Raw genomic sequence first — 20,908 nt, 5'->3', positions numbered from 1 at the left:
ATTCAGTGTGACAGTACGTCGTGATACACGGCCGCGGTGCGGCGTGCGGCTTCATCCCAGGTCAGCTCCAGCGCACGGCGATGGCCGGCCGCGATGCAGCGCGCGCGCAGCGCGTCATCGCGCGCCAGCGTCGTCATGGCCGCCGCGATATCACCCACCGACAGCGGATCGAATTCCACCGCCGCGCCGGCCGCCACTTCCGGCAGCGAAGTCGTGCCCGAGCAGGCGACTGCCACGCCACTGGCAAACGCCTCCAGCAACGGCAGGCCAAAGCCTTCATGCAGGGATGGGAAAATGAACGCGCCAGCGCCCGCGTACAGGTGGCGCAGCTGACGGTTGTCGGTCAACTGGTTCAGCCACACCACATGCTCGCCCTTTTGCTGGGCGGCCTTGATGCGGTTCACCAGGTCTTCGCTGCGCCAGCCCGGCGCACCGACGATAACCAGCTGGCGCGCGGAGCGCAGCACCGGCGGCAGCGCCAGATAGGCGTCCAGCAGGCGCTCGACATTCTTGCGCGGCTGCAGCGTGCCAACGAACAGGAAATATCCTTGGCGCAGCTGATGCTGCGCCAGCGTGGCGTCGCGTTCTTCGGCGCTGGGCTGGTCATGCCATTCGGCGCGCACACCGTGGTGCACCACGCTGATCCGGTTTTCATCCACACCGAAGCACTCGACCAGTTCGCGGATCGAAAACTGCGAACCGGTGATGACATGGCGGGCCTTGCGCGCCGCCTTGATCTGCAGCCAGTTCTTCAGCTTGCGCAGCTTGGGGCGCACCCATTCCGGATGCGCGACCGGCACCGCATCGTGCAGGGTCGCCACCACCGGGCAGTCCATCCGCACAATGCGGTAGTCGGTGGCATGGAACAGGTCCAGCGGCTGCGCGTCCTTGCCCAGCAGGCGGTTCACGCTCAGGTGCACCGACGACGGCAAGATCAGATCCCCCAGGGCCGCCACCGGATAGGACAGCGGCAGCGCGCGGCTGGCGGTCAGGCGGTGGGCATGGCCGGGCGGCGCAAACGAAAACGGCAGCACTGCCACACCGGCGTGCGGCAAATGCTCCTGCAAGGCGTGGGTGTAGACACCGATGCCGTCCATGCGGCCGCCGGTCAGCGCCGGCTCGGTGGTGGTAGCCGACAGGCCGACCCGTAAAGAAGGGGAATGCGTCACGCGGTGTACATCCAGCGCAAAGTGTCTGCCAGCGGCACGATATCCAGGGCGCCGATGACGCCAGCCAGGCGCTGGTTGTCACCCACCAGGCGCACCACCTCATTGGCGCGCACAAAGGCAGGGTTGACGTGGACGTTGATCTTGTAGCCGGCGATGTCGGCCATCATGTCCAGCGCTTCGCCCAGCGAATAGCCGTGCCCCGAGCAGATGTTGAAGGTAGACCCGATCGCTGCGGGCGCCGCCAGCAGCTTGCGATAGCTGTGCGCCACCATGCGCACGTCGGAAAAGTCGCGCCACACTTGCAGGTTGCCCAGCTCGATGTCACTGGCCTGGCGGCGGAAATGCGAGACGATTTTGGGCAGCAGGAAATTCTCATGCTGGCCGACGCCGGTGTAGTTGAAAGGACGGACGACAATCAGCGGCAGCTTGTCCTGCCACAGCCGCGCCATGTATTCCATGGACAGCTTGCTGACAGCGTAGTCGTTGGCTGGCGCCGCCGGCACCTGCTCGTCGATCACGCCGACATCGGCATTGCCATAGATATTCGCGCTCGACGCCAGCAGCACGGCCGCAGGCTTGTGCGCCAGTCCGGCCAGCGCCTCCAGCAGATTGCGGGTACCGGCCACGTTGACGCGGTACATCTGCTCGGCGTCGCCGTGGGCGACAAAGGCGATCGCGGCCAGGTGCGCCACCACATCCGGCTGCACCTGCTGCACCACGGCGGCCAGGCCGGCGCGGTCGTTCAGGTCAACCGCGAATTCGCCGGCGCCCGGCGCGTGGCCAGGCGTGATGGTGCCGAAGACTTCATAGCCCGCATTGCGCAATTCCTGCGCAACGTAATGGCCGGTGAAGCCGGACAAACCGGTAATCAGGGCACGTTTGCCCGCACCTTCAGCGGCCATGGAGACTCCTTGAGTTAGAACGAGAAGCCCGCTTGATTGCGGCGCAGGTCGGCTTCCACCATCATCTGGCACAGCTGTTCCAGCGTGGTCGATGGTTTCCAGCCCAGTTCCGTGGTGGCTTTGGCCGGGTCGCCGATCAGCAGCTCCACTTCCGCCGGACGATAGAACTTCGGATTCACGCGCACCAGCACCTTGCCGGTCTTCTTGCAGGTACCGATTTCATTGTCGGCCGCGCCGCTCCACGCCAGCGATACGTCGATCGCCTTGAACGCCATCGACACGAAATCGCGCACGGTTTCCGTGCGGTTGGTGGCCAGCACATAGGTGTCAGGCTGGTCGGCCTGCAGGATGCGCCACATGCCTTCCACGTATTCCTTGGCGAAGCCCCAGTCGCGCTTGGCGTCGAGGTTGCCCAGCTCCAGCACGTCCAGCTTGCCCAGATGGATTTTAGCCACCGAATCGGTGATCTTGCGGGTCACGAACTCACGGCCGCGCAGTGGCGACTCATGGTTGAACAGGATGCCCGAGGAGCCGAAGATGCCATAGGACTCGCGGTAATTCACGGTCATCCAGTGGGCATACAGCTTGGCCACGCCGTACGGGCTGCGCGGGTAGAACGGGGTGTCTTCTTTCTGCGGCACGGCTTGCACCTTGCCGAACATTTCCGAAGTCGACGCCTGGTAGAAGCGGATCTTCGGATTCACGATACGGATGGCTTCCAGCAGATTGACCGGACCCACGCCGGTGATTTCCGCAGTAGTCACCGGCTGCTCAAACGAGACACCCACGAAGCTTTGCGCGGCCAGGTTATACACCTCGTCCGGCTGCACGCTTTGCATCAGGCGGATACTGGAGCTCAGGTCGGTCAGGTCATACTCCACCAGCGTCAGATTCGGGTGCGACTGGATCCCCAGTTCCTCGATACGCCAGAAATTGACCGAGCTGGTGCGGCGATAGGTGCCGGTGACGGCATAACCTTTTTCCAGCAGCAGTTCAGCCAGATAAGCGCCGTCCTGGCCGGTGATGCCCGTAATCAGGGCTTTTTTTGTTTTCTGCATGATGAATGCCTATCCAAATCGTGGGTAATCTTAGTAGCCCGATATTGTAACAGAGCGCTACTTGCGCATTTCTAACGAAAACCCTCGTTTTACATCACTTACATCTTGTTACAGGAGAAATAAAAACGGGGTCAGGTCCGTCATTTCTACACGAGCTGGACTGTAGCGCCTGCTACAGTCCAGCTCGTGTAGAAATGACGGACCTGACCCCGGATGGTTAAAACAAGTTTAGGCTTTGCGTTGGGCCACTGCGTCGACCACGCACAGCGCGGTCATGTTGACGATGCGGCGTACGGTCGCCGATGGCGTCAGGATGTGCACCGGCTTGGCGCAGCCCAGCAGGATCGGACCGACGGCAATGCCGTTGCCGGCGGCGGTCTTGACCAGGTTGTAGGCGATGTTGGCGGCCTCGATATTCGGCATCACAAGCAGGTTGGCGTCGCCGGTCAGGGTCGAGCCTGGCATGATCTGGTTGCGCAGCTTGGAGTCCAGCGCAGTGTCGCCATGCATTTCGCCGTCCACTTCCAGCGATGGATCGCGTTGCTTGATGAGTTCCAGCGCCGCGCGCATTTTTTGCGCCGAGGCGTTGTTGTTGGAGCCGAAGTTGGAGTGCGACAGCAGCGCGGCGCGTGGCGACAGGCCAAAGCGGCGCATTTCCTCGGCGGCCATGACGGTGATCGCCGACAGTTCGTTGGCGTCCGGGTTTTCGTTGACGTGGGTGTCGACCATCACCAGTTGGCGCTGCGGCAGCACCAGCACGTTCATGGCGGCGTACACGCATGCGCCTTCGCGGCGGCCCAGCACCTGGTCGATGTAGTGCAGGTGCAGCTGGGTGGTGCCGAAGGTGCCGCAGATCATGCCGTCGGCGTCGCCCTTCTTGATCATCATGGCGCCGATCAGCGTGTGGCGGCGGCGCATCTCCAGCTTGGCGTACTCCTGCGTCACGCCTTTGCGGGCGGTCATTTCGTAGTAGGCGTGCCAGTAGTCGCGGTAGCGGTCGTCGTGGTCGGGGTTGATGACGTCGAAGTCGACGCCCTGCTTCAGGCGCAGGCCGAACTTGGCGATGCGGGTTTCCAGCACGGCCGGACGGCCTACCAGGATCGGCCGCGCGAGTTTTTCATCGACCACCACCTGCACCGCGCGCAGCACGCGCTCTTCTTCGCCTTCGGCGTAGACGATGCGCTTGACGTCCAGCGGCGCCTTTTTGGCCACCGCAAACAGCGGCTTCATGAAGGTGCCCGAGCGGTAGACGAACTGCTGCAGGCTTTCTTCGTAGGCTTGCAGGTCTTTGATCGGACGCGTGGCGACGCCGGAATCTTCGGCCGCCTTGGCCACGGCCGGGGCGATCTTGGTCAGCAGGCGCGGATCGAACGGCATCGGGATCAGGTAGTCCGGGCCGAACGACAGGTTGCTGAAACCATAGGTGGTGGCGACGATGTCCGACTGCTCGGCGTGGGCCAGCTCGGCAATCGCGTGCACCACGGCGATTTCCATTTCACGCGTGATGGTGGTGGCGCCGCAATCGAGCGCGCCGCGGAAGATGTACGGGAAGCACAGCACGTTGTTGACCTGGTTCGGGTAGTCCGAACGGCCGGTGCACATCACGGCGTCGCCGCGCACGGCTTTGACGTCTTCCGGCAGGATTTCCGGATTCGGGTTGGCCAGCGCCAGGATCAGCGGATTCGGCGCCATGGATTTGACCATGTCCTGCTTCAGCACGCCGCCAGCCGACAGGCCGAGGAAGATATCCGCATCGGGAATCACTTCGGCCAGCGTGCGGGCCGGGGTGTCGCGCGCGAAGCGTTCCTTGTCCGGGTCCATGAGTTCGGTACGGCCCTGGTAGACCACGCCTGCCAGGTCGGTCACATAGATATTCTCGATCGGGAAACCGAGGTCGACGATAAGGTCGAGGCAGGCCAGCGCCGCAGCGCCGGCGCCGGACACCACCAGCTTGCATTGCTTGATGTCTTTGCCGACCAGCGAAATGCCGTTCAGGATGGCGGCGCCAACGATGATGGCGGTGCCGTGCTGGTCGTCGTGGAACACCGGAATCTTCATGCGCTCGCGCAGTTTGCGCTCGATGGTGAAGCACTCGGGCGCCTTGATGTCTTCCAGGTTGATGCCGCCGAAGGTCGGTTCCAGCGCGGCGATCACTGCCACCAGCTTGTCCGGGTCCGATTCATTGATCTCGATGTCGAACACATCGATGCCGGCGAATTTCTTGAACAGCACACCCTTGCCTTCCATCACCGGCTTGGCGGCCAGCGGGCCGATATTGCCCAGGCCCAGCACGGCAGTACCGTTGGTGATCACCGCCACCAGGTTGCCGCGCGCGGTGTATTTATAGGCATTGGCCGGGTCGATGACGATTTCTTCGCACGGCGCGGCCACGCCCGGGGAATACGCCAGCGCCAGGTCGCGCTGGTTGGTCAGTTGCTTGGTCGGCGTTACGCTGATTTTGCCCGGTGTAGGGAATTCGTGGTATTCCAGCGCGGCAACGCGCAGTTGTTGACGAATTGCTTCTTTTTTCTCAGGTGACGAATCCATGCTTTACAGCCTTCCCATATTTTTGCGATCGAAGGCCTATGATTTTATCAGACCAATTCTTTCAATTAAGTAGGTATTTTCACGCACAGCAATAACGGTTATCAGCATTTTTTATAGACATGTATGCTGATAGCCGAATTTTTGCGTCAATAAAGTCGGGATAGAGCCAACATAATCAATTTTCCCCATCTATTACATTTCACTATCGATTGATAAAAATTGATTGAAATTGTCAATATTTCACCATGCGGAGCAGTGCGCGGCGGATTTCGACTAAGCTGATGTTATCAGCCGTTCATCAGGAGAGTGCCATGTCCGCCTTGATCGTTTCCAAGAGCCTGCCCGAACCAGCCGGCGCTTCGCCGCAGGGGGCCGTCTGGCAGCAGCTGCTGCGCTGGCACGAAAACGGGCAGCAACTGGCGTTTGTCTACAGCCGCTCGCTGGGCGGCCTGGTGCAGACCGGCCAGGGCAAGCTGGGCCAGCTCTCGCTGGACGCCGCCACCATCGAGGCGGGCAGCAGCCGGCTGTTCATCGTGCTGGCCGGCGCCACCTATGAGGCGGGGCCGCAGCTGTTCTTCACGCCCAACCTGCTGAGCCGCTTCCATGTCAACGGCGTAGCGGTGCGCCTGGCCAACCATGACTGGTTGTTCCTGTCGGACGAATCGTTGCCGGCCATCGGCATGGAGCATCTGACCAAGCGCATCGAGCCCTGATGGCAGGCAGTACAATACTGCCCATGCTCTCCGAATTTGACCTCATCCAGGAATACTTCCAGCGTCCCCACCATGCCACGCGCGCCGCGCTCGGCATCGGCGACGATTGCGCGCTGATCGCGCCCACGCCCGGCCTGCAGACCGCCATTTCGTCCGACATGCTGGTCGAGGGCCGCCACTTTTTTGCCGGCGAAGATCCGCTGCGGCTGGGCCACAAGGCGCTGGCCGTCAACCTGTCCGACCTGGCCGCGATGGGCGCGCGCCCGGTCGGCTTCACCCTGGCGCTGGCGCTGCCGGCCGCCGACCGCGCCTGGCTGCAAGGTTTCTCGCAAGGCCTGTTTGCGCTGGCGGATGCCTTCAATATCGAACTGATCGGCGGCGACACCACCAAAGGCCCGCTGAATATCTGCATCACCGTGTTGGGCGAACTGCGCCCGGACCAGGCCCTGCGCCGCAGCGCCGCCCGGCCCGGCGACGACATCTGGATTTCCGGCACGCTGGGCGATGCGCGCCTGGCCCTGGCCGGCTACCGGCTGGAACTGCCGCAGCCGCTGGACGCCGCCAGCCAGCGGGCCGCCGCCGTCCGCATGCACACGCCGGTGCCGCGTGTGGAGCTGGGCGTGCTGCTGGCGGAACAGGGCATCGCCCACGCGGCCATTGATATTTCGGACGGACTCATCGGCGATCTCGGTCACATCCTCAAGCGCTCCGGCGTGGGCGCTACGCTGGATGTGGATGCGCTGCCGGCCGGCGCCATCCTGGCCACGCAGGACCTCGCCCTGCGCCGCGCCTACACGGCCGCCGGTGGCGATGACTACGAACTGTGCTTCACCGCGCCCGCCTCGGCGCGCACCGCGGTGCTGGCGGCGGCTGGCAGTGTGGCGACGCCGGTCACGCGCGTCGGCACCATCGATGCCGCAGCGGGACTACGCCTGGTCGATGCCCATGGCGCGGCGCTGGACCTCAGGCTGTCCAGCTTTGATCACTTCACGTCCTGAAGCGTCGGCAGCGCGGTGACATCCTCGCCGGGCTGCCCCGCCAGCTTGCCGCTGCCATGCATGAGCCAATAGTGGTGGAACGCCAGCCGGATGTTGTCGCGCAGCTGGGTATCGTCCCACGGCTTGGTGTAAAAACGGTAGATGGCGCCGCGGTTGATCGAGTCCAGCACTGACTCCAGCCCCGTGTAGCCGGACAGGATGATGCGGATGGTTTCCGGGTACATCTCCTTGACCTTGCTGAGAAATTCCGTGCCGCTCATGACCGGCATGCGCTGGTCGCACACGATCACCTGCACCGCATGCAGCGCCAGCAGCTCGAACGCTTCGGTGGGCGAGGCGGCGGTCAGGATCTGGTAGCCGTCGCGGCGGAACAGCCGGTGCAGCGAGGCCAGCACATTCACATCGTCATCGACAATCAGCAGCGTCTGCGCCGGCTGGCTGGCCGTGCCCGGCGCGGGCGGCACGCTGCGGCCTGACTTCACGAGTTCGCCCAGCTCCTGCGGCGGTAGCGGACGGCTGAAGAAATAACCCTGGATTTCATCGCAGCGGCTGCGTCGCAGATACTCGAGCTGGGCGCGCGTCTCCACGCCTTCGGCAATCACCTGCAGCTTGAGGCTGTGCGCCATGCTGATGATGGCCAGCGCAATCGCCGCATCGTTGGGGTTGGTGGTGATCTCGCGCACGAAGGCGATATCGATTTTGAGCTTGTCGATCGGGAAGCGCTGCAAGTAGGCCAGCGAGGAATAGCCGGTGCCGAAATCGTCGATCGCCACCTTGATGCCGATGGCTTTCAGGTTTTTCAGCACGGTGATGGTGCGCTCGGCATTGGACATCAGCGCGGTTTCGGTGAGTTCCAGTTCCAGCAGCTCCGGCGCCACCTGGTGGCGTGCCAGCGCGTCGCGCACCTCCTGCTCCAGGTCACCTTCGATGAACTGGCGGCTGGCGACGTTGACGGCCACCCGCACCGGCCCCACGCCGTCGCGCTGCCAGGCGGCGATCTGCTTGCACGCGGCGTCGATAATCCACGCGCCCACGCGCACCACCAGCCCTGTATCTTCCAGCACCGGCACGAATTCGGCCGGATACACCAGGCCAAAGCCCGGCCGCTGCCAGCGCAGCAGCGACTCGACGCCGGCCACCGCACCCGTCAGCAAGTTGACCTTGGGCTGGAAGTGCAGCAGCAGCTCCTGGTTGTCGAACGCGCGGCGCAGCGCCAGCTCCATGTCCAGCCGCGCCAGCACCTGCACGTTCATGCCGGCGGTGAAGAAACGGTAGTTATCGCGGCCGGCCTGCTTGGCGCGCTCCATGGCGGTTTCCGCGTAGTTAATCAGGGTTTCCGGATCGGTGGCGTCGTCCGGGTACATGGCAATGCCGATGCTGGCGCTCAGCACCGCCTGATGGCCGTCGAGTTCGAACGGCTGGCGCAGCGCCTCGCGCACTTCATTGGCGGCGTTGACGGCGTCCTGCTGGTCGCGGCTCATGGTCAGGATCAGCGCGAATTCGTCGCCGCCCAGTCGGCCCACCGTGTCGCGGATGCGTACCCGCTGCACCAGCCGGTTGCTGAACTGGCGCAGCAGCTCGTCGCCGCGCGCACCGCCCAGCGTGTCGTTGATGCTGCGGAAGCGGTCCAGCCCGATGAACAGCACGACGATGCGCCAGGACTTGTCCTGCGCCAGGCCGATGCAGTCGCCTAGCGATTTATAGAACAGCGTGCGGTTGGGCAGGCCGGTCAGGCTGTCGTAGTGGGCCATGTGCTGCAGCAGTTCCTCCGCCTGGCGGCGTTCGCTGATGTCGCGCGCCACGCCCAGCATCACCGACGGCTGGTCGGGCCGCTGCAGCAGCTGCCAGTACAGCTCCACGGGTACGGCGATCAGGTCGCGCCGCATGAGTTCCAGTTCGGACAGTTCGGGCGAGCGGGACGGCCCGACGGCGGCGGCATAGTCGGCCAGCCGTTCGGCGTGCGCGCGCAAGTCGGCCGGCGCGCCCAGGCCCAGGCGGCTGGTGCTCGGCCCCAGCATCTCGGTGCGTGGGTAGCCCAGCATGCGGCAGGCGCCGTCGTTGACGTCCACCACTTCAGCGCTGTCGGCGTCAAGCAGGAAGATGGCGTCGGCCGTGGCGTCCATGGCGCTGCGGAAGCGTTGCAGCTCGGCGGTCCGCTCGCGCACGGTCTGTTCAAGCCGCGTGTTGTAGCTGCGTTCGCGCGCATGCAGCAGACGCATTTCCAGCATATTCCGGATCCGCATCAGGGTTTCGATGGGATCGAACGGCTTGCTGATGAAGTCGCGCGCGCCCGCTTCAAACGCGCGCATCTTGTGATCGGGCTGGGCGGTGACCACCAGCACCGGCAGCCAGCCATCCGGCTCCAGCGGTTTCAGCGCCTCCATCACCTCAAAGCCGCTCATGCCCGGCATTTGCAGGTCGAGGATGATGAGGTCGTAATGGTGCTGGGCATGCCAGCCCGCCACCACGCGCGGATCGGTGGTGGCGCTGACCGCCTTATAGCCGGTGGAATTGAGTAAGTACTCCAGCAACTCGACATTGACTGGCTGATCATCAACGATCAGGATACGGGCGTAATTTATATCGTTCTGGCTGATCATGACGCCTCCGTCAGGTTCGGACTGCTTCTTCCAGGCAAGCATACCAGCCTTTGTGTATGACGGCGCACGGCTGGGAGATGTTGCATTTGAGGCAAACAGCGGTACACTACTGGCATCCATTACAAGGTGCATGGTACAGTGCTAGCAAGCCCGTATCAGAGAAGGAGAAGCCATGAGCAACAGCGACACCATCCTCGATCTTGCCGCGCAAGTCGGCAAAGCCTTGCAACAGAAAGGCTTGATACTGGCCACGGCCGAGTCCTGCACGGGCGGCGGCGTGGCCCAGGCCATTACCGAAATCGCCGGCTCCACCGCGTGGTTCGACTGCGGCTTCGTCACCTATTCCAACGCCTCCAAAACCGAAATGCTGGACGTCTCCGCCGCGCTCATCGCACAGATGGGCAGCGTGTCGGAAGAAGTCGCGGGCGCCATGGCCAGCGGCGCGCTGGGCTCCAGCAACGCCCACCTGGCCGTGTCCACCACCGGCATCGCCGGACCGACCGGCGCCGTGCCCGGCAAACCGGTCGGCACCGTCTGCTTCGGCTGGGCCAACGCCGACACCGTGCATACCGAACGCCTGGTGTTCAGCGGCGACCGCCGCGCGGTGCGCGAGCAAACCGTGATCCATGCGTTGCAGGGCTTGCTACGCTTTATTAACTAGGCGTTGCCTTCGGGCGGCAAAACAATTACCCTCGTCGCATTCAAGCGATTCAGGAGTAATTGATGCAAAACACGGTACATTTTATTCTCCAGGGTAAGGGCGGCATCGGCAAGACGCTGGTCTCGACCATTCTTGCGCAATGGATCGCCAGCAAGGATTTGGCCGAAGGCCAGCAGCCGCTGCGCTGCTACGACACCGACCAGGAGAATGCGACCTTCTCGCGCTACAAGGCGATGGACGTCAAGCATGTGCCGGTGATGACCGACAGCCGCACCATCGATCCCAAGCGCTTTGACGCGCTGATGATCGACATTCTGGAAGAAGAAGGCAACTGCGTCATCGACAATGGCGCCAACACCTTCTCGCCGCTGATGGGCTACCTGATCGAGAACGACTGTTTCGCGCTGCTGCAGGAATCCGGCCGCAAGGTCTACATCCACACCATCGTCGGCGGCGGCGACACGCTGCACGACACCGCCATGGGTTTCGTCTCCACCGCCAAGGCCACCAATGTGCCGCTGGTGCTGTGGGAAAACGAACACTTCGGCCTGCTGCAATCGGCAGCCGGCAAACAGTTCATCGAATCGCAGACCTATGCCGACAACGCATCGCGCGTGGTGGGCCGCGTGGTGCTGTCGGCGCGCAATGCCGACACCTTTGGCGCCGACATCAAAAAGATGAACACCGCGCGCCTGACCGCGGCCGAAGTCAAGGAAAGCGACAAATTCAACGTGATGGAAAAGCAGCGCATCAAGGTCGTGTTCCGCGACCTGTTCGAGCAACTCGACAAAGTGCAGTGGTAAGCAGCCATGGACCAGCAAAAGCTGCGCACCCTGGTTTTTGAAAAAACCGGCGTCCGGATCGACGTTGACGATCCGGTGTTTGCGCTGGTCGCGCTGAACGAAGCGGTGCTGGAAGAAGCCGTGCAGCGCCACGTGGCGCTGATCGACGCCGCCTCGCTGGCACTGGCGCAGCAGGCGCGGCTGGCGGGTGGACTGCCCGCCGTGCACGAAGGCAAAGCCGCGCTGGACGCCGCCCACGAAGCGCCGTCGAACGCCGCTGCCGCCCATGGCCACGCGCACGCGGCCGAAACGCCGCCCGGCTACATCCCGACGCCGGCGTCCGGTCCGGTGCGGCCGATCGCCACCCAGTCCTCGCCGTCCATTGCGCCGCGTGAACTGCGCTTGCTGGGTGCGGCGGCAGCCGTCGCCATCCTGAGCGCGCTGATCGTGCTCGGCGGCCAGGCCGCCTTCCGCTCATCTGGCCTGACGCCCGAACAGACCCAGGCGCTGCAACGGGCGGAAAAACTGGACAAAGCCATCCAGAAACTGGACCCGAAAATCCGCGCCGAACTGCAGGCAGAATTGCAAAAATAAGGAGACGTATGCATTTCGAAGTACCGAAAGCCAAATCCTTCAAGGAATTTGGCGGCGAATATCTGATGATCGTGATCAGTATCATCACCGCGCTGGCGCTGGAACATGCGGTACAGACCTGGCACCATCGCCATCTGGCCCACCAGGCGGCGACCCGCATCGACGCCGAAATGCAGGCCAACGTGCAAGAGCTGGACAAGGTACTGGCGCACAACAAGGCCGAAGTCAAAAAACTCAACATACTGCACGACCAGTTGCTGGCAGGGCTCAAAGCCAAGGAAGACAGCCGCGCGCTGGGCAGGCGGCTGACGGGCGACGGCAAATTTGGCGGCTTGAGCATCCAGGTCCCCGCCCTGCGGCGCGAAGCGTGGGAAGTGGCCATCGCCAGCCAGGCGGCCAGCTGGATGACCCAGCCACAGCTGGAGCGCTACTCTGGCATCTACGCCAACATGCGCGACATCCAGACCCTGGCAGCGGGCGGCGGCACGGTCTTCCTCAACGGTCCTGAAATGCTGAACGTGGTGGGCGATATCAACATCGGCGAAGGGGACGCCAAGGCGGTCTACCACATCGTACGGCAAATGGTCAGCGCCTACGACAGCATCGACGGCAACCTCCAAAGCCTGCGCGACGACCTCGCCAAAGCCGCCGACACCTCCCGCTAAACCCATTCCGGGGTCAGGTCCGTCATTTCTACACGAGCTCTGCCTTAGTCACTTGGCTACGGCAGAGCTCGTGTAGAAATGACGGACCTGACCCCGGATTTTGTGCTAACATGTGAACACCTATTCATATGTTGGTAATAATGAGCTGTCAACACGACTATACCGGCGTCGAGCCGGCCATTGCTCAGCTGGCGGACCTGTTCCACCTGCTGGGCGACCCTACCCGCTTGCGCATTGTGCTGGCCTGCCTGCCTGCGCCGATCGCCGTGAGCGATATTGCCACTACACTGGATCTGAGCAGCTCGCTGGTCAGCCACCACCTGCGCCTGCTGCGCGCGGCCCGCATCGTCAAGTCTGAACGCCAGGGCAAACAGGTTTTCTATTCCGCCGCCGATGCCCATATCACCGGCGTCCTCAACGATATGCTGGAACATATCGCCGAACCTTCCACCGGGACCGAAGCATGAGCAAGCACCACGATCACGACCATCATGATCACGACCACCAGCACGACCATGGCCACCACCATCGCCACGCGCATGGGCACGATCACGGCCACGGACATCACCACCACCATCACGGCGATCCCAACACCATGGGCCGGGCGTTTGTCATCGCCATCGTGCTCAATACGGTGTTTGTGGGAGTCGAGTTCTTCTACGGTTTCCTGGCCAACTCAACCGCGCTGATGGCCGATGCGGGCCACAATCTGTCCGATGTGCTGGGCCTGATGCTGGCCTGGGGCGCTGCCATCCTCGCCAAGCGCGCGCCCAATAGCCGCTATACCTACGGCCTGCGCAGCTCGTCGATGCTGGCTGCGCTGTTCAATGCCATGCTGCTCATGGTCGCGTGCGGCGGGATCGCCTGGGAGGCGGTGCAGCAGCTGATCCATCCGGATCCCGTGGCGGGCCTGACGGTGTCGGTAGTGGCCGGTATCGGCATTCTGATCAACGGTTTCTCGGCCTGGCTGTTCATGTCGGGCAGCAAGGACGATATCAACATTCGCGGCGCTTACCTGCACATGGCGGCCGATGCGGCGATCTCGCTGGGCGTGCTGATTGCCGGTGTGGTGGTGCGTTACAGCGGCTGGAATTGGCTGGACCCGCTGGTCAGCATGCTGATCGTCGCCTTCATCGTGATCAGCACCTGGTCGCTGCTGACGCAGTCGCTGCGCATGGTGATGGCGGCGGTGCCGGACAATGTCGACCGCACCGGCATCGAAGCTTTCCTGCGCAAGCAGCCCGGCGTAGCCGACGTCGCGGACCTGCATATCTGGGCCATGAGCACCACGGAAAACGCCTTGACGGCGCAGCTGGTGACGCCCGCCGGCTACCCTGGCGACAGCGTGATGGATGCCATCAGCAAGCAATTGCGCGAGGAGTTTTCTATCCAGCACAGCACGCTGCAAGCGCGCACTGGCGCCGCTGACCAGGAATGCTGCCTGCAGTCGCCGCCGGCCGTCCCGGTCTCAGCCCACAACCACGCGCATTAATCCGCCAGATTGGCGTACAGGGCGGTACTCAGGTAGCGCTCGCCAAACGACGGGATGATCGTCACGATGATCTTGTTGGCATTCTCCGGCCGCCGCGCGACCTGCAGCGCAGCCCACAGCGCGGCGCCGGAGGAAATCCCCACCAGCAGTCCCTCTTCACTGGCCGCGCGGCGCGCGGTCTCAAACGCGTCCTCGCTTCTCACGCCGATGATCTCGTCATAGATGTCGGTATTCAACACGGCCGGCACAAAGCCGGCGCCGATGCCCTGCAGGGGATGCGGTCCTTTGATGCCCTTGGCCAGTACGGGCGAGGCTTCCGGCTCCACTGCGATGCAGCGGAATTCCGGCTTGCGTTCCTTGATGATTTCGCCTACCCCGGTAATCGTGCCGCCGGTGCCGACCCCGGCCACCAGGATGTCGATGCGGCCATCGGTGTCGTTCCAGATTTCTTCGGCGGTGGTGCGGCGGTGTACTTCGGGGTTGGCGGGATTGTTGAACTGCTGCGGCATCAGGTAGCGCGGGTCGGACGCGGCCAGTTCGTCGGCGCGGCGGATCGCGCCCAGCATGCCTTCGCCGCCCGGCGTCAACACCAGCTCGGCGCCGTAAGCGCGCAGCAGCATGCGCCGTTCGCGGCTCATGGTGTCCGGCATGACCAGCGTGCAGCGGTAGCCGCGCGCGGCGCACACCATGGCCAGGGCGATGCCGGTGTTGCCGCTGGTGGGTTCGAGGATGATGGTGTCGGGACGGATCTGGCCGGCGGCTTCGGACGCTTCTATCATGGCCAGGCCGATGCGGTCTTTGACGCTATGGGCCGGGTTGCAGTATTCGAGCTTGGCGAGAATCTGGGCAGTGGTGCCCTTGGTTAGCCGGTTCAGCCGCACCAAAGGCGTGCGGCCGATCAGCTGGGTGACGTCGTTGGCAATCTTCATGGAAAACCTCCGAGTTCTGGACGGAGGTTCCAGTCTACGCTTTTATTTGACGTCAACGAGCTCGACGTCAAAGATCAGTGCAGAATTTGGCGGGATGTTGCTACCTGGAGAAGGACGCGAGCCATACGCCAGTTCCGACGGAATAATCAGCGTGCGTTTGCCGCCCACTTTCATGCCCTGGACGCCCTGGTCCCAGCCCTTGATGACGCGGCCGGCGCCCAGCACGAAGTCGAGCGGCTCGCCGCGCGGGTAGGACGAGTCGAACAGTTTGCCGTGCATATTCTTGGCCAGCGGACGGTACAACCAGCCCGAATAGTGCATATAGATGGTGGCGCCGGTGGTGGCTTCCTTGCCGGTGCCGATTTTGGTGTCGGTGACGATCAGCTGTTCAGCCGCAGGGCCGGGCGTGGCGGAGCCGACCACCACGGGCGCGGCTGGCGCCGGGGCGGGAGCTGCAGCTTCCGGCTGGGCCTGTGGCGCTTGCGCCTGGGCGGCAGCAGCGGCAAACAGCATGGCGATGAAAACGGAGCGACGCTTCATGTAAATTCTTTCGATGAGTCTGTAGACAGCTTGCAATGATAGCAAACTAGGCCGGGTCGGTGGCTGTTATGGCGAGTGCGTCATCGGCCAGCCTGCGCAGCGCGTGGCCGGCGGCAACCATGCCAAAGGTGGCGGTGACCACCATCGCCGAGCCGAAACCGGCGCAGTTCAGGCCGGTGACGCCACCACTGCGGTCGTCGCCATCGACCGTGCACACTTCGCCGGTTTCCGGGTATTTCAGCGGTTCGGTCGAAAACACGGCGTCGATGTGGAACTTGGTTTTTTCGCCGCGCGGGAAGCCGTATTGGGCGCGCATGATCTTGCGCACCTTCTTGAGCAGCGGTTCCTGCTCGGTCCTGGCCAGGTCGCGCACCGAGATCTGCGCGGCGTCGGTCTTGCCGCCGGCGCTGCCGATGGTGACCACCGGCAGGTCATGCTGGCGGCACCAGGCCAGCACCGCCGCCTTGGCCTTGACTGAGTCGGTGGCCTCGATCACGTAGTCGTACTTGCCGTTGCCGATCATCTGCGCCACGTTGTCCGGTTCGACAAACTCTTCGATCTGGTGCACCTGGCAGAACGGATTGATCTGCGCGATGCGCTCGGCCAGCGCGGTGATCTTGGCCATGCCGACGGTGCTGCTCAGGGCCTGGATCTGGCGGTTGATATTGGATTCGGCAACGTTGTCGAGATCGATCAGCGTGAGCTGGCCGATGGCGCTGCGCGCCAGCGCCTCGACGATCCACGAGCCGACGCCGCCCACACCGACCACGCAGATGTGGGCGTTGCGGAAGCGGTCCAGCGCATGCACGCCGTACAGGCGGGCGATGCCGCCAAAGCGCCGCTCGAAGTCGACGTCGTTAAATTCAGGGGGTGTAATGCTGTTCATCCCGCCATTTTACCGGAGCGGCCGATCCTGCATGCTATGCTGGCCGCGTCGCCAGGAAACCTGGCAGAAAGGCCCGCAATTGCTCCGATTATTCAGCGTCCTGCTGCTTGCTGTCGCCGCCCCTGCCTGGGGCTGCAAACTTGCGGCCCGGGCCTACGACTTGAAGGCTTTCTGGCAGGTGGAAAGTGCCAGAAAGGTGGTCTTCATCGGCGAGGTGGTGGCGGTGGAGGATGTGGCGCCTCCGCCGGAGCTGGAACGCGACCAGCGCATCACGTTCCTGCCATATCGGTGGTGGCTGGGCAAACCGGAGCGTAGCGTGCCGGCGCGCGGCGCCATCGCCAAGCCCGTCGGCACCGATTGCGACGGCAACTGGGATTTCACGGTGGCCAAGGGGCAGCGGTGGCTGATTGCTGGCTATGAGGAAGAGATCGATGGCGAGACCGTGGTACTGCCTTCAGCCATGCTCAGCCGACAGCTGGACGGCGGCGAGCTGCCCAAGGAAATCGCGGATGTCCTGCAGACGCCGCAGTTCACCGGCATGCCGCTGGCCGCTGCGCGCAAGTCCATCCTCAGATCAGGCTGGAAACCCAGGCCGACCTCTCAGCGCAACGCCAGTGCGGCCCCGTTCTTTCGGGCCGGTTATCGCGAAGTGGAAATATGCACCGGCACCGGTCTGAATGACTGCATTTTCAACTATACAAACCAGCAATCCTGCCTGCGCGTCTACACGGCAGGCGAGCAGCCGCAAGCTACCATGGTAATCAACGGCACCTCGGAATGCCCCGCGCGCGACGTCCTCACACCTTCACCGCCAGCGGGCCGTTAAAGGCCTGCATGATGAGCGAAGCGGGCTGGCCGTGGGCGATGAGCTTGCCCATGGCGTTCATGTATTGCGTGATGTGCCTGAAGTATTTTTTGTAGCTGGGGCACAAGTAGTTCAGGCCGGGCTGGCCATCCTGCGTGTGCATGAAGCGGTTCTTGGGACATTCGCCATGACAGGCGAATTTGTACAGGCATTGCTGGCAGTCGTCCGGCAACGCCGCCTTGGCGCGGCCGAACGCCTGCTGCTGCGGCGACGCCGCCAGCGTGGCGACATCGGTGTCGCGCAGATTGCCCAGCAGGTGCTCTGGATACATGAAGTGGTCGCACGAGAACACGTCGCCGTTGTGTTCGACGATGAGCGCGCGGCCGCAGTTTTCGGCAAACAGGCAGACCGTCGACGGCAAGCCCAGGAATGACGTCAGCGCCCACTCGAAGTTCATGACGTAGATGCTGCCGACGTCGTTACGCACCCACTGGTTGAAAATCGCGATCAGGAAGTCGCCGTACTGCTCCGCGCCGACACTGTGCGGCGTTACCGCTTGCACCGGCCGTGAACGGCTCACCTGCCCTGGCCGCGCAAAGGTCAGGCCGATGGCGTGCTCGTTCTGGTCGGGCGCCCGCTCCACCACGGGATTGAACTGCACATGCGTGATGCCTTCGCGCCGGATGAAGCGGTAGACTTCATCGGGATGGCTGGCAACCGCGTTGGTCACCGTCACCAGCACGTTGAACGTGATGCGGTATTTGCGCAGCAGCGCCAGCCCGCGCATCACGGCGTCAAAGGTCGGGCGGCCCTGCTTGTCGACGCGTGCGCTGTCGTGCAACTCGCGCGGGCCGTCGATGCTGAGGCCAACCATGAAGCCGGCGTCCGCCAGAAAAGCACACCATTCGTCATCCAGCAGCGTGCCATTGGTTTGCAGCGCGTTGCGGATCGCCTTGCCACCCGCCAGCTCCTGCTGGATGGCCACCGCGCGCTGGTAGAACGCCAGTCCGCGCAGCATCGGTTCGCCGCCCTGCCAGGTGAACAGCACTTCCGGTCCCGCTTCGCGCTGGATGTTCTGCGCGATATACGCCCGCAGCACCTCGTCGCTCATCGAGAACCGCGTGCGGTCCGGGTACAGGTTTTCCTTCTCCAGATAGAAGCAGTAGCTGCAATCCAGATTGCACAGCGGGCCGATGGGTTTGGCCATCAGGTGGATGCCGGCCTCGCTCATTTTTTGAACGTGACCAGGGTTTTCAGCACGCGCTGGTTGACGTTGGCCACCACGCGGTCCACCAGCGGCGCCTTGTAGTCAATCGTGACTTTGTCCAACTTGCCGGTGAATGCGTACGGCGTCTTGTACTTGTCGCTGACCGGCGTGCGCAGGTCGCGGCCGATGTCGAAGCCTTCGTCGTAGGACAGGTAAGCCACGCCATATTTCACGGGCGCCTTGCCCTTGCCGATCAGTTTGTCGCCCTGGAACAGCTGCACCTCGGCGCCCGACCACAGGCCCGGCGCGAACTGCACCGTCACCTGCGACTTGCCGGGCTTGAGCGGCTGCTCGGACGAGACCAGCGCCGCTTCATAGCCGTTGGTCTGCGCATAATGCAGCTTGCCATTCTGGATGAAGATGCTGGAGCCGCCAAAGCGTCCGCCATTGGCGACCAGTACGCCTTCCGCGCCGCTGGCGGGAATTTCCACGTCGACCGTCAGGCGGTAGTACGGACCGTTCAATGCGGGTGCGGTCAGCGAGAACAGGTGGCCGATGTCCGGCGTCAGCTCGATGTGGTCCTGGTCGCGGTAGATGCTGCGGTTGCGGGCGAAGTCCTGGAACAGCGTGTCCTTGAGCGGGAACACGTTGTACTTCTTGCCTTCGCTGTCGAACAGCGCTTGCAGCGTTTTCAGCTTGTCCGGTTTTTTGGCGGCCAGGTCATTGATCTCGGTGGGATCGTCCTTGAGGTTGTACAGCTCCCACACGTCTTTTTCAAACGCGGTGCCGGGCTTGTGCAGCGTGGCCGCCTTCCAGCCATCGTGATAGATCGAGCGGGTGCCGTTGATCTCGTAGTACTGCGTGAGGTGGCGCGACGGCGCCTGCGCATCGCTGACCGAGTAGGCCAGGCTGGTACCCTCGATATTGTCCTGTTTGACGCCACCCACCTGCGCCGGCGGCGTGATGTGCGACAGTTCCAGCGTGGTCGGCAGCAGGTCGATCACATGGCCGTACTGCGCGCGGATGCCGCCCTTGTCCTGAATGCCGCGCGGGTAGGACAGGATCAGCGGATTACGCGTGCCGCCTTCCGAATTCGCATCCTGCTTCCACTGGCGGAACGGCACGTTAGTGGCTTGCGCCCAGCCCAGCGGGTAGTTGGGCGACGAGTACTCGGTGCCGATCTTGTCGATATTGGCCAGCTGCTTGTCGATATCGTTTTCCGGATACAGCACGGCAGCCAGGCCGTTGGTGGTGCCGCTGTCCGTGCCCTCCTTGCTGGCGCCGTTGTCGCCGATGACCACGGCGATGATGGTGTTGTCGAACTGGCCGGTCTGCTTGAGGTGATTGACCAGGCGGCCAATCTCCGCATCGGTATAGCTCAGGAAGCCGGCATAGGTTTCAAAATAGCGCGCGTACAGGCGCTTCTCTTTCGCGCTGAGTGCGGCCCATGCCTTCACATTGGGATGACGCGCCGGCAGCACCGTCTGTTGCGGGATCAGGCCCAGCTTCTTCTGGTTGGCGAAGACCTGTGCGCGGTAGCTGTCCCAGCCCGCATCGAACTTGCCCTTGTATTTCTCGATCCACTGCTTGCTGACCTGGTGCGGTGCATGCGTGGCGCCGGGCGCGAAATAGAGGAAGAACGGTTTTTTCTGCTGGTCGATGTAGCTGATGGCTTTGTCGGTGAGCAGCTCGTTCAGGTGACGGCCTTGCGGATCGTCGTCCAGTGCCCGTGTGCCTTCCACCAGTTGCGGATGCCACTGGTCGGTCTCGCCGTACAGGAAGCCGTAGTACTGCTCGAAGCCCTTGCCGGTCGGCCAGCGGTTGAACGGTCCTTTCGGTCCCGCCTCCTCGACCGGCGCGAGATGCCATTTGCCCACCGCATACGTGCTGTAGCCGCTTTCTTTCAGGATCTCCGCCACGGTAGCCTTGCTGGCCGGGATGCGCGCGCTGTAGCCGGGCTGGTCGTTGGCAGTTTCCGGGAACAGGCCCAAGCCCACGCTGTGGTGGTTGCGGCCGGTGAGCAGGGCTGCGCGCGTGGGCGAGCTGATCGCCGTCGTGTGGAAATTGGTATAGCGCAGCCCCTGTTTCGCCAGCGCGTCCAGATTGGGCGTTTCCACCAGTCCACCGAAGACCGAACTGGCGCCGAAGCCCACGTCGTCCAGCAAAATCCAGATCACATTCGGGGCGCCCTGCTCGGTTTTGGCGCGGGCCGGCTGGGTAGCGGCGGCCTGGGCGGCAAGGGCGTCGGCGCTGGGCGCCAGAGCGGCAGCAAGCGCGCCAGCCGTCAAAACGCCATGTTGCGGTATTCTCTGCATGCTAACTCTCCAATAATGTAACGACAGCGTGACATTAACTGGATG

The 20,908-nt window shown here is 63.3% G+C and carries 19 protein-coding genes; 9 read left to right on the top strand and 10 right to left on the bottom strand.

Going from position 1 to position 20,908, the window contains the following annotated elements; all coding sequences use genetic code 11:
* Positions 1-2: 2 nt before the first annotated feature.
* The 4 genes from BUA36_RS15350 to BUA36_RS15335 all read right to left on the bottom strand — a co-directional run bounded on the left by BUA36_RS15350 (position 3) and on the right by BUA36_RS15335 (position 5,676).
* Positions 3-1,169, bottom strand: a complete 1,167-nt coding sequence (locus tag BUA36_RS15350; RefSeq protein ID WP_072786020.1) for a glycosyltransferase family 4 protein — start codon at positions 1,167-1,169, stop codon at positions 3-5.
* Complete coding sequence (locus tag BUA36_RS15345) at positions 1,166-2,071, bottom strand: GDP-mannose 4,6-dehydratase (RefSeq protein ID WP_072786017.1); 906 nt, start codon at positions 2,069-2,071, stop codon at positions 1,166-1,168. The genes BUA36_RS15350 and BUA36_RS15345 overlap by 4 nt, the downstream gene beginning before the upstream one ends.
* Before the next feature lie 14 nt (positions 2,072-2,085).
* The gene (gmd, locus tag BUA36_RS15340) at positions 2,086-3,129 is read right to left on the bottom strand and encodes a GDP-mannose 4,6-dehydratase (protein ID WP_072786015.1); all 1,044 of its coding nucleotides are present in this window, start codon (positions 3,127-3,129) and stop codon (positions 2,086-2,088) included.
* A 228-nt stretch (positions 3,130-3,357) separates the two neighbouring features.
* Positions 3,358-5,676, bottom strand: a complete 2,319-nt coding sequence (locus BUA36_RS15335; protein ID WP_072786013.1) for an NADP-dependent malic enzyme — start codon at positions 5,674-5,676, stop codon at positions 3,358-3,360.
* A 311-nt stretch (positions 5,677-5,987) separates the two neighbouring features.
* Here BUA36_RS15335 and BUA36_RS15330 point away from each other — a divergent pair, with 311 nt between their 5' ends.
* Positions 5,988-6,389 carry a hypothetical protein gene (locus BUA36_RS15330; protein ID WP_072786010.1) on the top strand — a complete coding sequence of 134 codons (402 nt, stop codon included), beginning with the start codon at positions 5,988-5,990 and terminating at the stop codon, positions 6,387-6,389.
* 23 nt (positions 6,390-6,412) lie between these two features.
* The gene (thiL, locus tag BUA36_RS15325) at positions 6,413-7,387 is read left to right on the top strand and encodes a thiamine-phosphate kinase (RefSeq protein ID WP_072786192.1); all 975 of its coding nucleotides are present in this window, start codon (positions 6,413-6,415) and stop codon (positions 7,385-7,387) included.
* Here thiL and BUA36_RS15320 read toward each other — a convergent pair.
* The gene (locus tag BUA36_RS15320) at positions 7,372-9,987 is read right to left on the bottom strand and encodes an EAL domain-containing protein (protein WP_072786008.1); all 2,616 of its coding nucleotides are present in this window, start codon (positions 9,985-9,987) and stop codon (positions 7,372-7,374) included. The two genes, thiL and BUA36_RS15320, sit on opposite strands and share 16 nt — an antisense overlap.
* 172 nt (positions 9,988-10,159) lie before the next feature.
* Here BUA36_RS15320 and BUA36_RS15315 point away from each other — a divergent pair, with 172 nt between their 5' ends.
* The 6 genes from BUA36_RS15315 to BUA36_RS15290 all read left to right on the top strand — a co-directional run bounded on the left by BUA36_RS15315 (position 10,160) and on the right by BUA36_RS15290 (position 14,181).
* The gene (locus BUA36_RS15315) at positions 10,160-10,648 is read left to right on the top strand and encodes a CinA family protein (RefSeq protein ID WP_072786005.1); all 489 of its coding nucleotides are present in this window, start codon (positions 10,160-10,162) and stop codon (positions 10,646-10,648) included.
* Positions 10,649-10,710: 62 nt separating this feature from the next.
* On the top strand, positions 10,711-11,451 hold the full coding sequence (locus tag BUA36_RS15310; protein WP_072786003.1) for a P-loop NTPase family protein: 741 nt from the start codon (positions 10,711-10,713) through the stop codon (positions 11,449-11,451).
* Positions 11,452-11,457: 6 nt separating this feature from the next.
* Positions 11,458-12,024 carry a hypothetical protein gene (locus BUA36_RS15305; protein ID WP_072786001.1) on the top strand — a complete coding sequence of 189 codons (567 nt, stop codon included), beginning with the start codon at positions 11,458-11,460 and terminating at the stop codon, positions 12,022-12,024.
* Between the two features lie 8 nt (positions 12,025-12,032).
* Positions 12,033-12,689 carry a hypothetical protein gene (locus tag BUA36_RS15300; protein ID WP_072785998.1) on the top strand — a complete coding sequence of 219 codons (657 nt, stop codon included), beginning with the start codon at positions 12,033-12,035 and terminating at the stop codon, positions 12,687-12,689.
* A 140-nt stretch (positions 12,690-12,829) separates the two neighbouring features.
* A complete protein-coding gene (locus BUA36_RS15295) occupies positions 12,830-13,156 on the top strand; it encodes an ArsR/SmtB family transcription factor (RefSeq protein WP_072785995.1) in 327 nt (108 codons plus the stop codon).
* Positions 13,153-14,181 (top strand): cation diffusion facilitator family transporter, encoded by a 1,029-nt coding sequence (locus BUA36_RS15290; protein WP_072785993.1) that lies wholly within the window; start codon positions 13,153-13,155, stop codon positions 14,179-14,181. Before BUA36_RS15295 ends, BUA36_RS15290 begins: the two co-directional genes overlap by 4 nt.
* Here the strand turns inward: BUA36_RS15290 and cysK are convergent.
* Genes cysK through tcdA form a run of 3 tightly spaced genes read right to left on the bottom strand, consistent with a single transcriptional unit; the run spans position 14,178 to position 16,536 of the window.
* Positions 14,178-15,110 carry a cysteine synthase A gene (gene cysK / locus BUA36_RS15285; RefSeq protein ID WP_072785991.1) on the bottom strand — a complete coding sequence of 311 codons (933 nt, stop codon included), beginning with the start codon at positions 15,108-15,110 and terminating at the stop codon, positions 14,178-14,180. The genes BUA36_RS15290 and cysK overlap by 4 nt on opposite strands.
* Positions 15,111-15,152: 42 nt before the next feature.
* The gene (locus tag BUA36_RS15280; RefSeq protein WP_139260581.1) at positions 15,153-15,650 is read right to left on the bottom strand and encodes an FKBP-type peptidyl-prolyl cis-trans isomerase; all 498 of its coding nucleotides are present in this window, start codon (positions 15,648-15,650) and stop codon (positions 15,153-15,155) included.
* Positions 15,651-15,696: 46 nt separating this feature from the next.
* Entirely contained in the window at positions 15,697-16,536 is an 840-nt protein-coding gene (gene tcdA, locus BUA36_RS15275; RefSeq protein WP_072785989.1) for a tRNA cyclic N6-threonylcarbamoyladenosine(37) synthase TcdA, read from the bottom strand.
* Between the two features lie 31 nt (positions 16,537-16,567).
* Between tcdA and BUA36_RS15270 the strand changes: the two genes are divergently transcribed.
* Entirely contained in the window at positions 16,568-17,362 is a 795-nt protein-coding gene (locus BUA36_RS15270; RefSeq protein ID WP_072785987.1) for a hypothetical protein, read from the top strand.
* Here BUA36_RS15270 and BUA36_RS15265 read toward each other — a convergent pair.
* Both BUA36_RS15265 and BUA36_RS15260 read right to left on the bottom strand, forming a co-directional pair.
* A complete protein-coding gene (locus BUA36_RS15265; protein WP_072785985.1) occupies positions 17,334-18,572 on the bottom strand; it encodes an anaerobic sulfatase maturase in 1,239 nt (412 codons plus the stop codon). The genes BUA36_RS15270 and BUA36_RS15265 overlap by 29 nt on opposite strands.
* Positions 18,569-20,863: an arylsulfatase gene (locus BUA36_RS15260; protein WP_072785983.1), complete on the bottom strand. Its 2,295-nt coding sequence runs from the start codon at positions 20,861-20,863 to the stop codon at positions 18,569-18,571. The genes BUA36_RS15265 and BUA36_RS15260 overlap by 4 nt, the downstream gene beginning before the upstream one ends.
* Positions 20,864-20,908: the final 45 nt, after the last annotated feature.

Origin of the sequence: Duganella sacchari (assembly GCF_900143065.1) — a bacterium.
Lineage (GTDB): Bacteria > Pseudomonadota > Gammaproteobacteria > Burkholderiales > Burkholderiaceae_D > Rugamonas > Rugamonas sacchari.
The sequence above is the reverse complement of the archived record's forward strand: the minus strand, read 5'-3'. Positions and strand labels throughout refer to the sequence as shown.

Coding starts and splice junctions, on each gene's coding strand:
- BUA36_RS15345 (WP_072786017.1), bottom strand. CDS start 2,071: ATGGCCGCTGAAGGTGCGGGCAAACGTGCCCTGATTACCGGTTTGTCC.
- gmd (WP_072786015.1), bottom strand. CDS start 3,129: ATGCAGAAAACAAAAAAAGCCCTGATTACGGGCATCACCGGCCAGGAC.
- BUA36_RS15335 (WP_072786013.1), bottom strand. CDS start 5,676: ATGGATTCGTCACCTGAGAAAAAAGAAGCAATTCGTCAACAACTGCGC.
- BUA36_RS15330 (WP_072786010.1), top strand. CDS start 5,988: ATGTCCGCCTTGATCGTTTCCAAGAGCCTGCCCGAACCAGCCGGCGCT.
- thiL (WP_072786192.1), top strand. CDS start 6,413: ATGCTCTCCGAATTTGACCTCATCCAGGAATACTTCCAGCGTCCCCAC.
- BUA36_RS15320 (WP_072786008.1), bottom strand. CDS start 9,987: ATGATCAGCCAGAACGATATAAATTACGCCCGTATCCTGATCGTTGAT.
- BUA36_RS15315 (WP_072786005.1), top strand. CDS start 10,160: ATGAGCAACAGCGACACCATCCTCGATCTTGCCGCGCAAGTCGGCAAA.
- BUA36_RS15310 (WP_072786003.1), top strand. CDS start 10,711: ATGCAAAACACGGTACATTTTATTCTCCAGGGTAAGGGCGGCATCGGC.
- BUA36_RS15305 (WP_072786001.1), top strand. CDS start 11,458: ATGGACCAGCAAAAGCTGCGCACCCTGGTTTTTGAAAAAACCGGCGTC.
- BUA36_RS15300 (WP_072785998.1), top strand. CDS start 12,033: ATGCATTTCGAAGTACCGAAAGCCAAATCCTTCAAGGAATTTGGCGGC.
- BUA36_RS15295 (WP_072785995.1), top strand. CDS start 12,830: ATGAGCTGTCAACACGACTATACCGGCGTCGAGCCGGCCATTGCTCAG.
- BUA36_RS15290 (WP_072785993.1), top strand. CDS start 13,153: ATGAGCAAGCACCACGATCACGACCATCATGATCACGACCACCAGCAC.
- cysK (WP_072785991.1), bottom strand. CDS start 15,110: ATGAAGATTGCCAACGACGTCACCCAGCTGATCGGCCGCACGCCTTTG.
- BUA36_RS15280 (WP_139260581.1), bottom strand. CDS start 15,650: ATGAAGCGTCGCTCCGTTTTCATCGCCATGCTGTTTGCCGCTGCTGCC.
- tcdA (WP_072785989.1), bottom strand. CDS start 16,536: ATGAACAGCATTACACCCCCTGAATTTAACGACGTCGACTTCGAGCGG.
- BUA36_RS15270 (WP_072785987.1), top strand. CDS start 16,568: ATGCTATGCTGGCCGCGTCGCCAGGAAACCTGGCAGAAAGGCCCGCAA.
- BUA36_RS15265 (WP_072785985.1), bottom strand. CDS start 18,572: ATGAGCGAGGCCGGCATCCACCTGATGGCCAAACCCATCGGCCCGCTG.
- BUA36_RS15260 (WP_072785983.1), bottom strand. CDS start 20,863: ATGCAGAGAATACCGCAACATGGCGTTTTGACGGCTGGCGCGCTTGCT.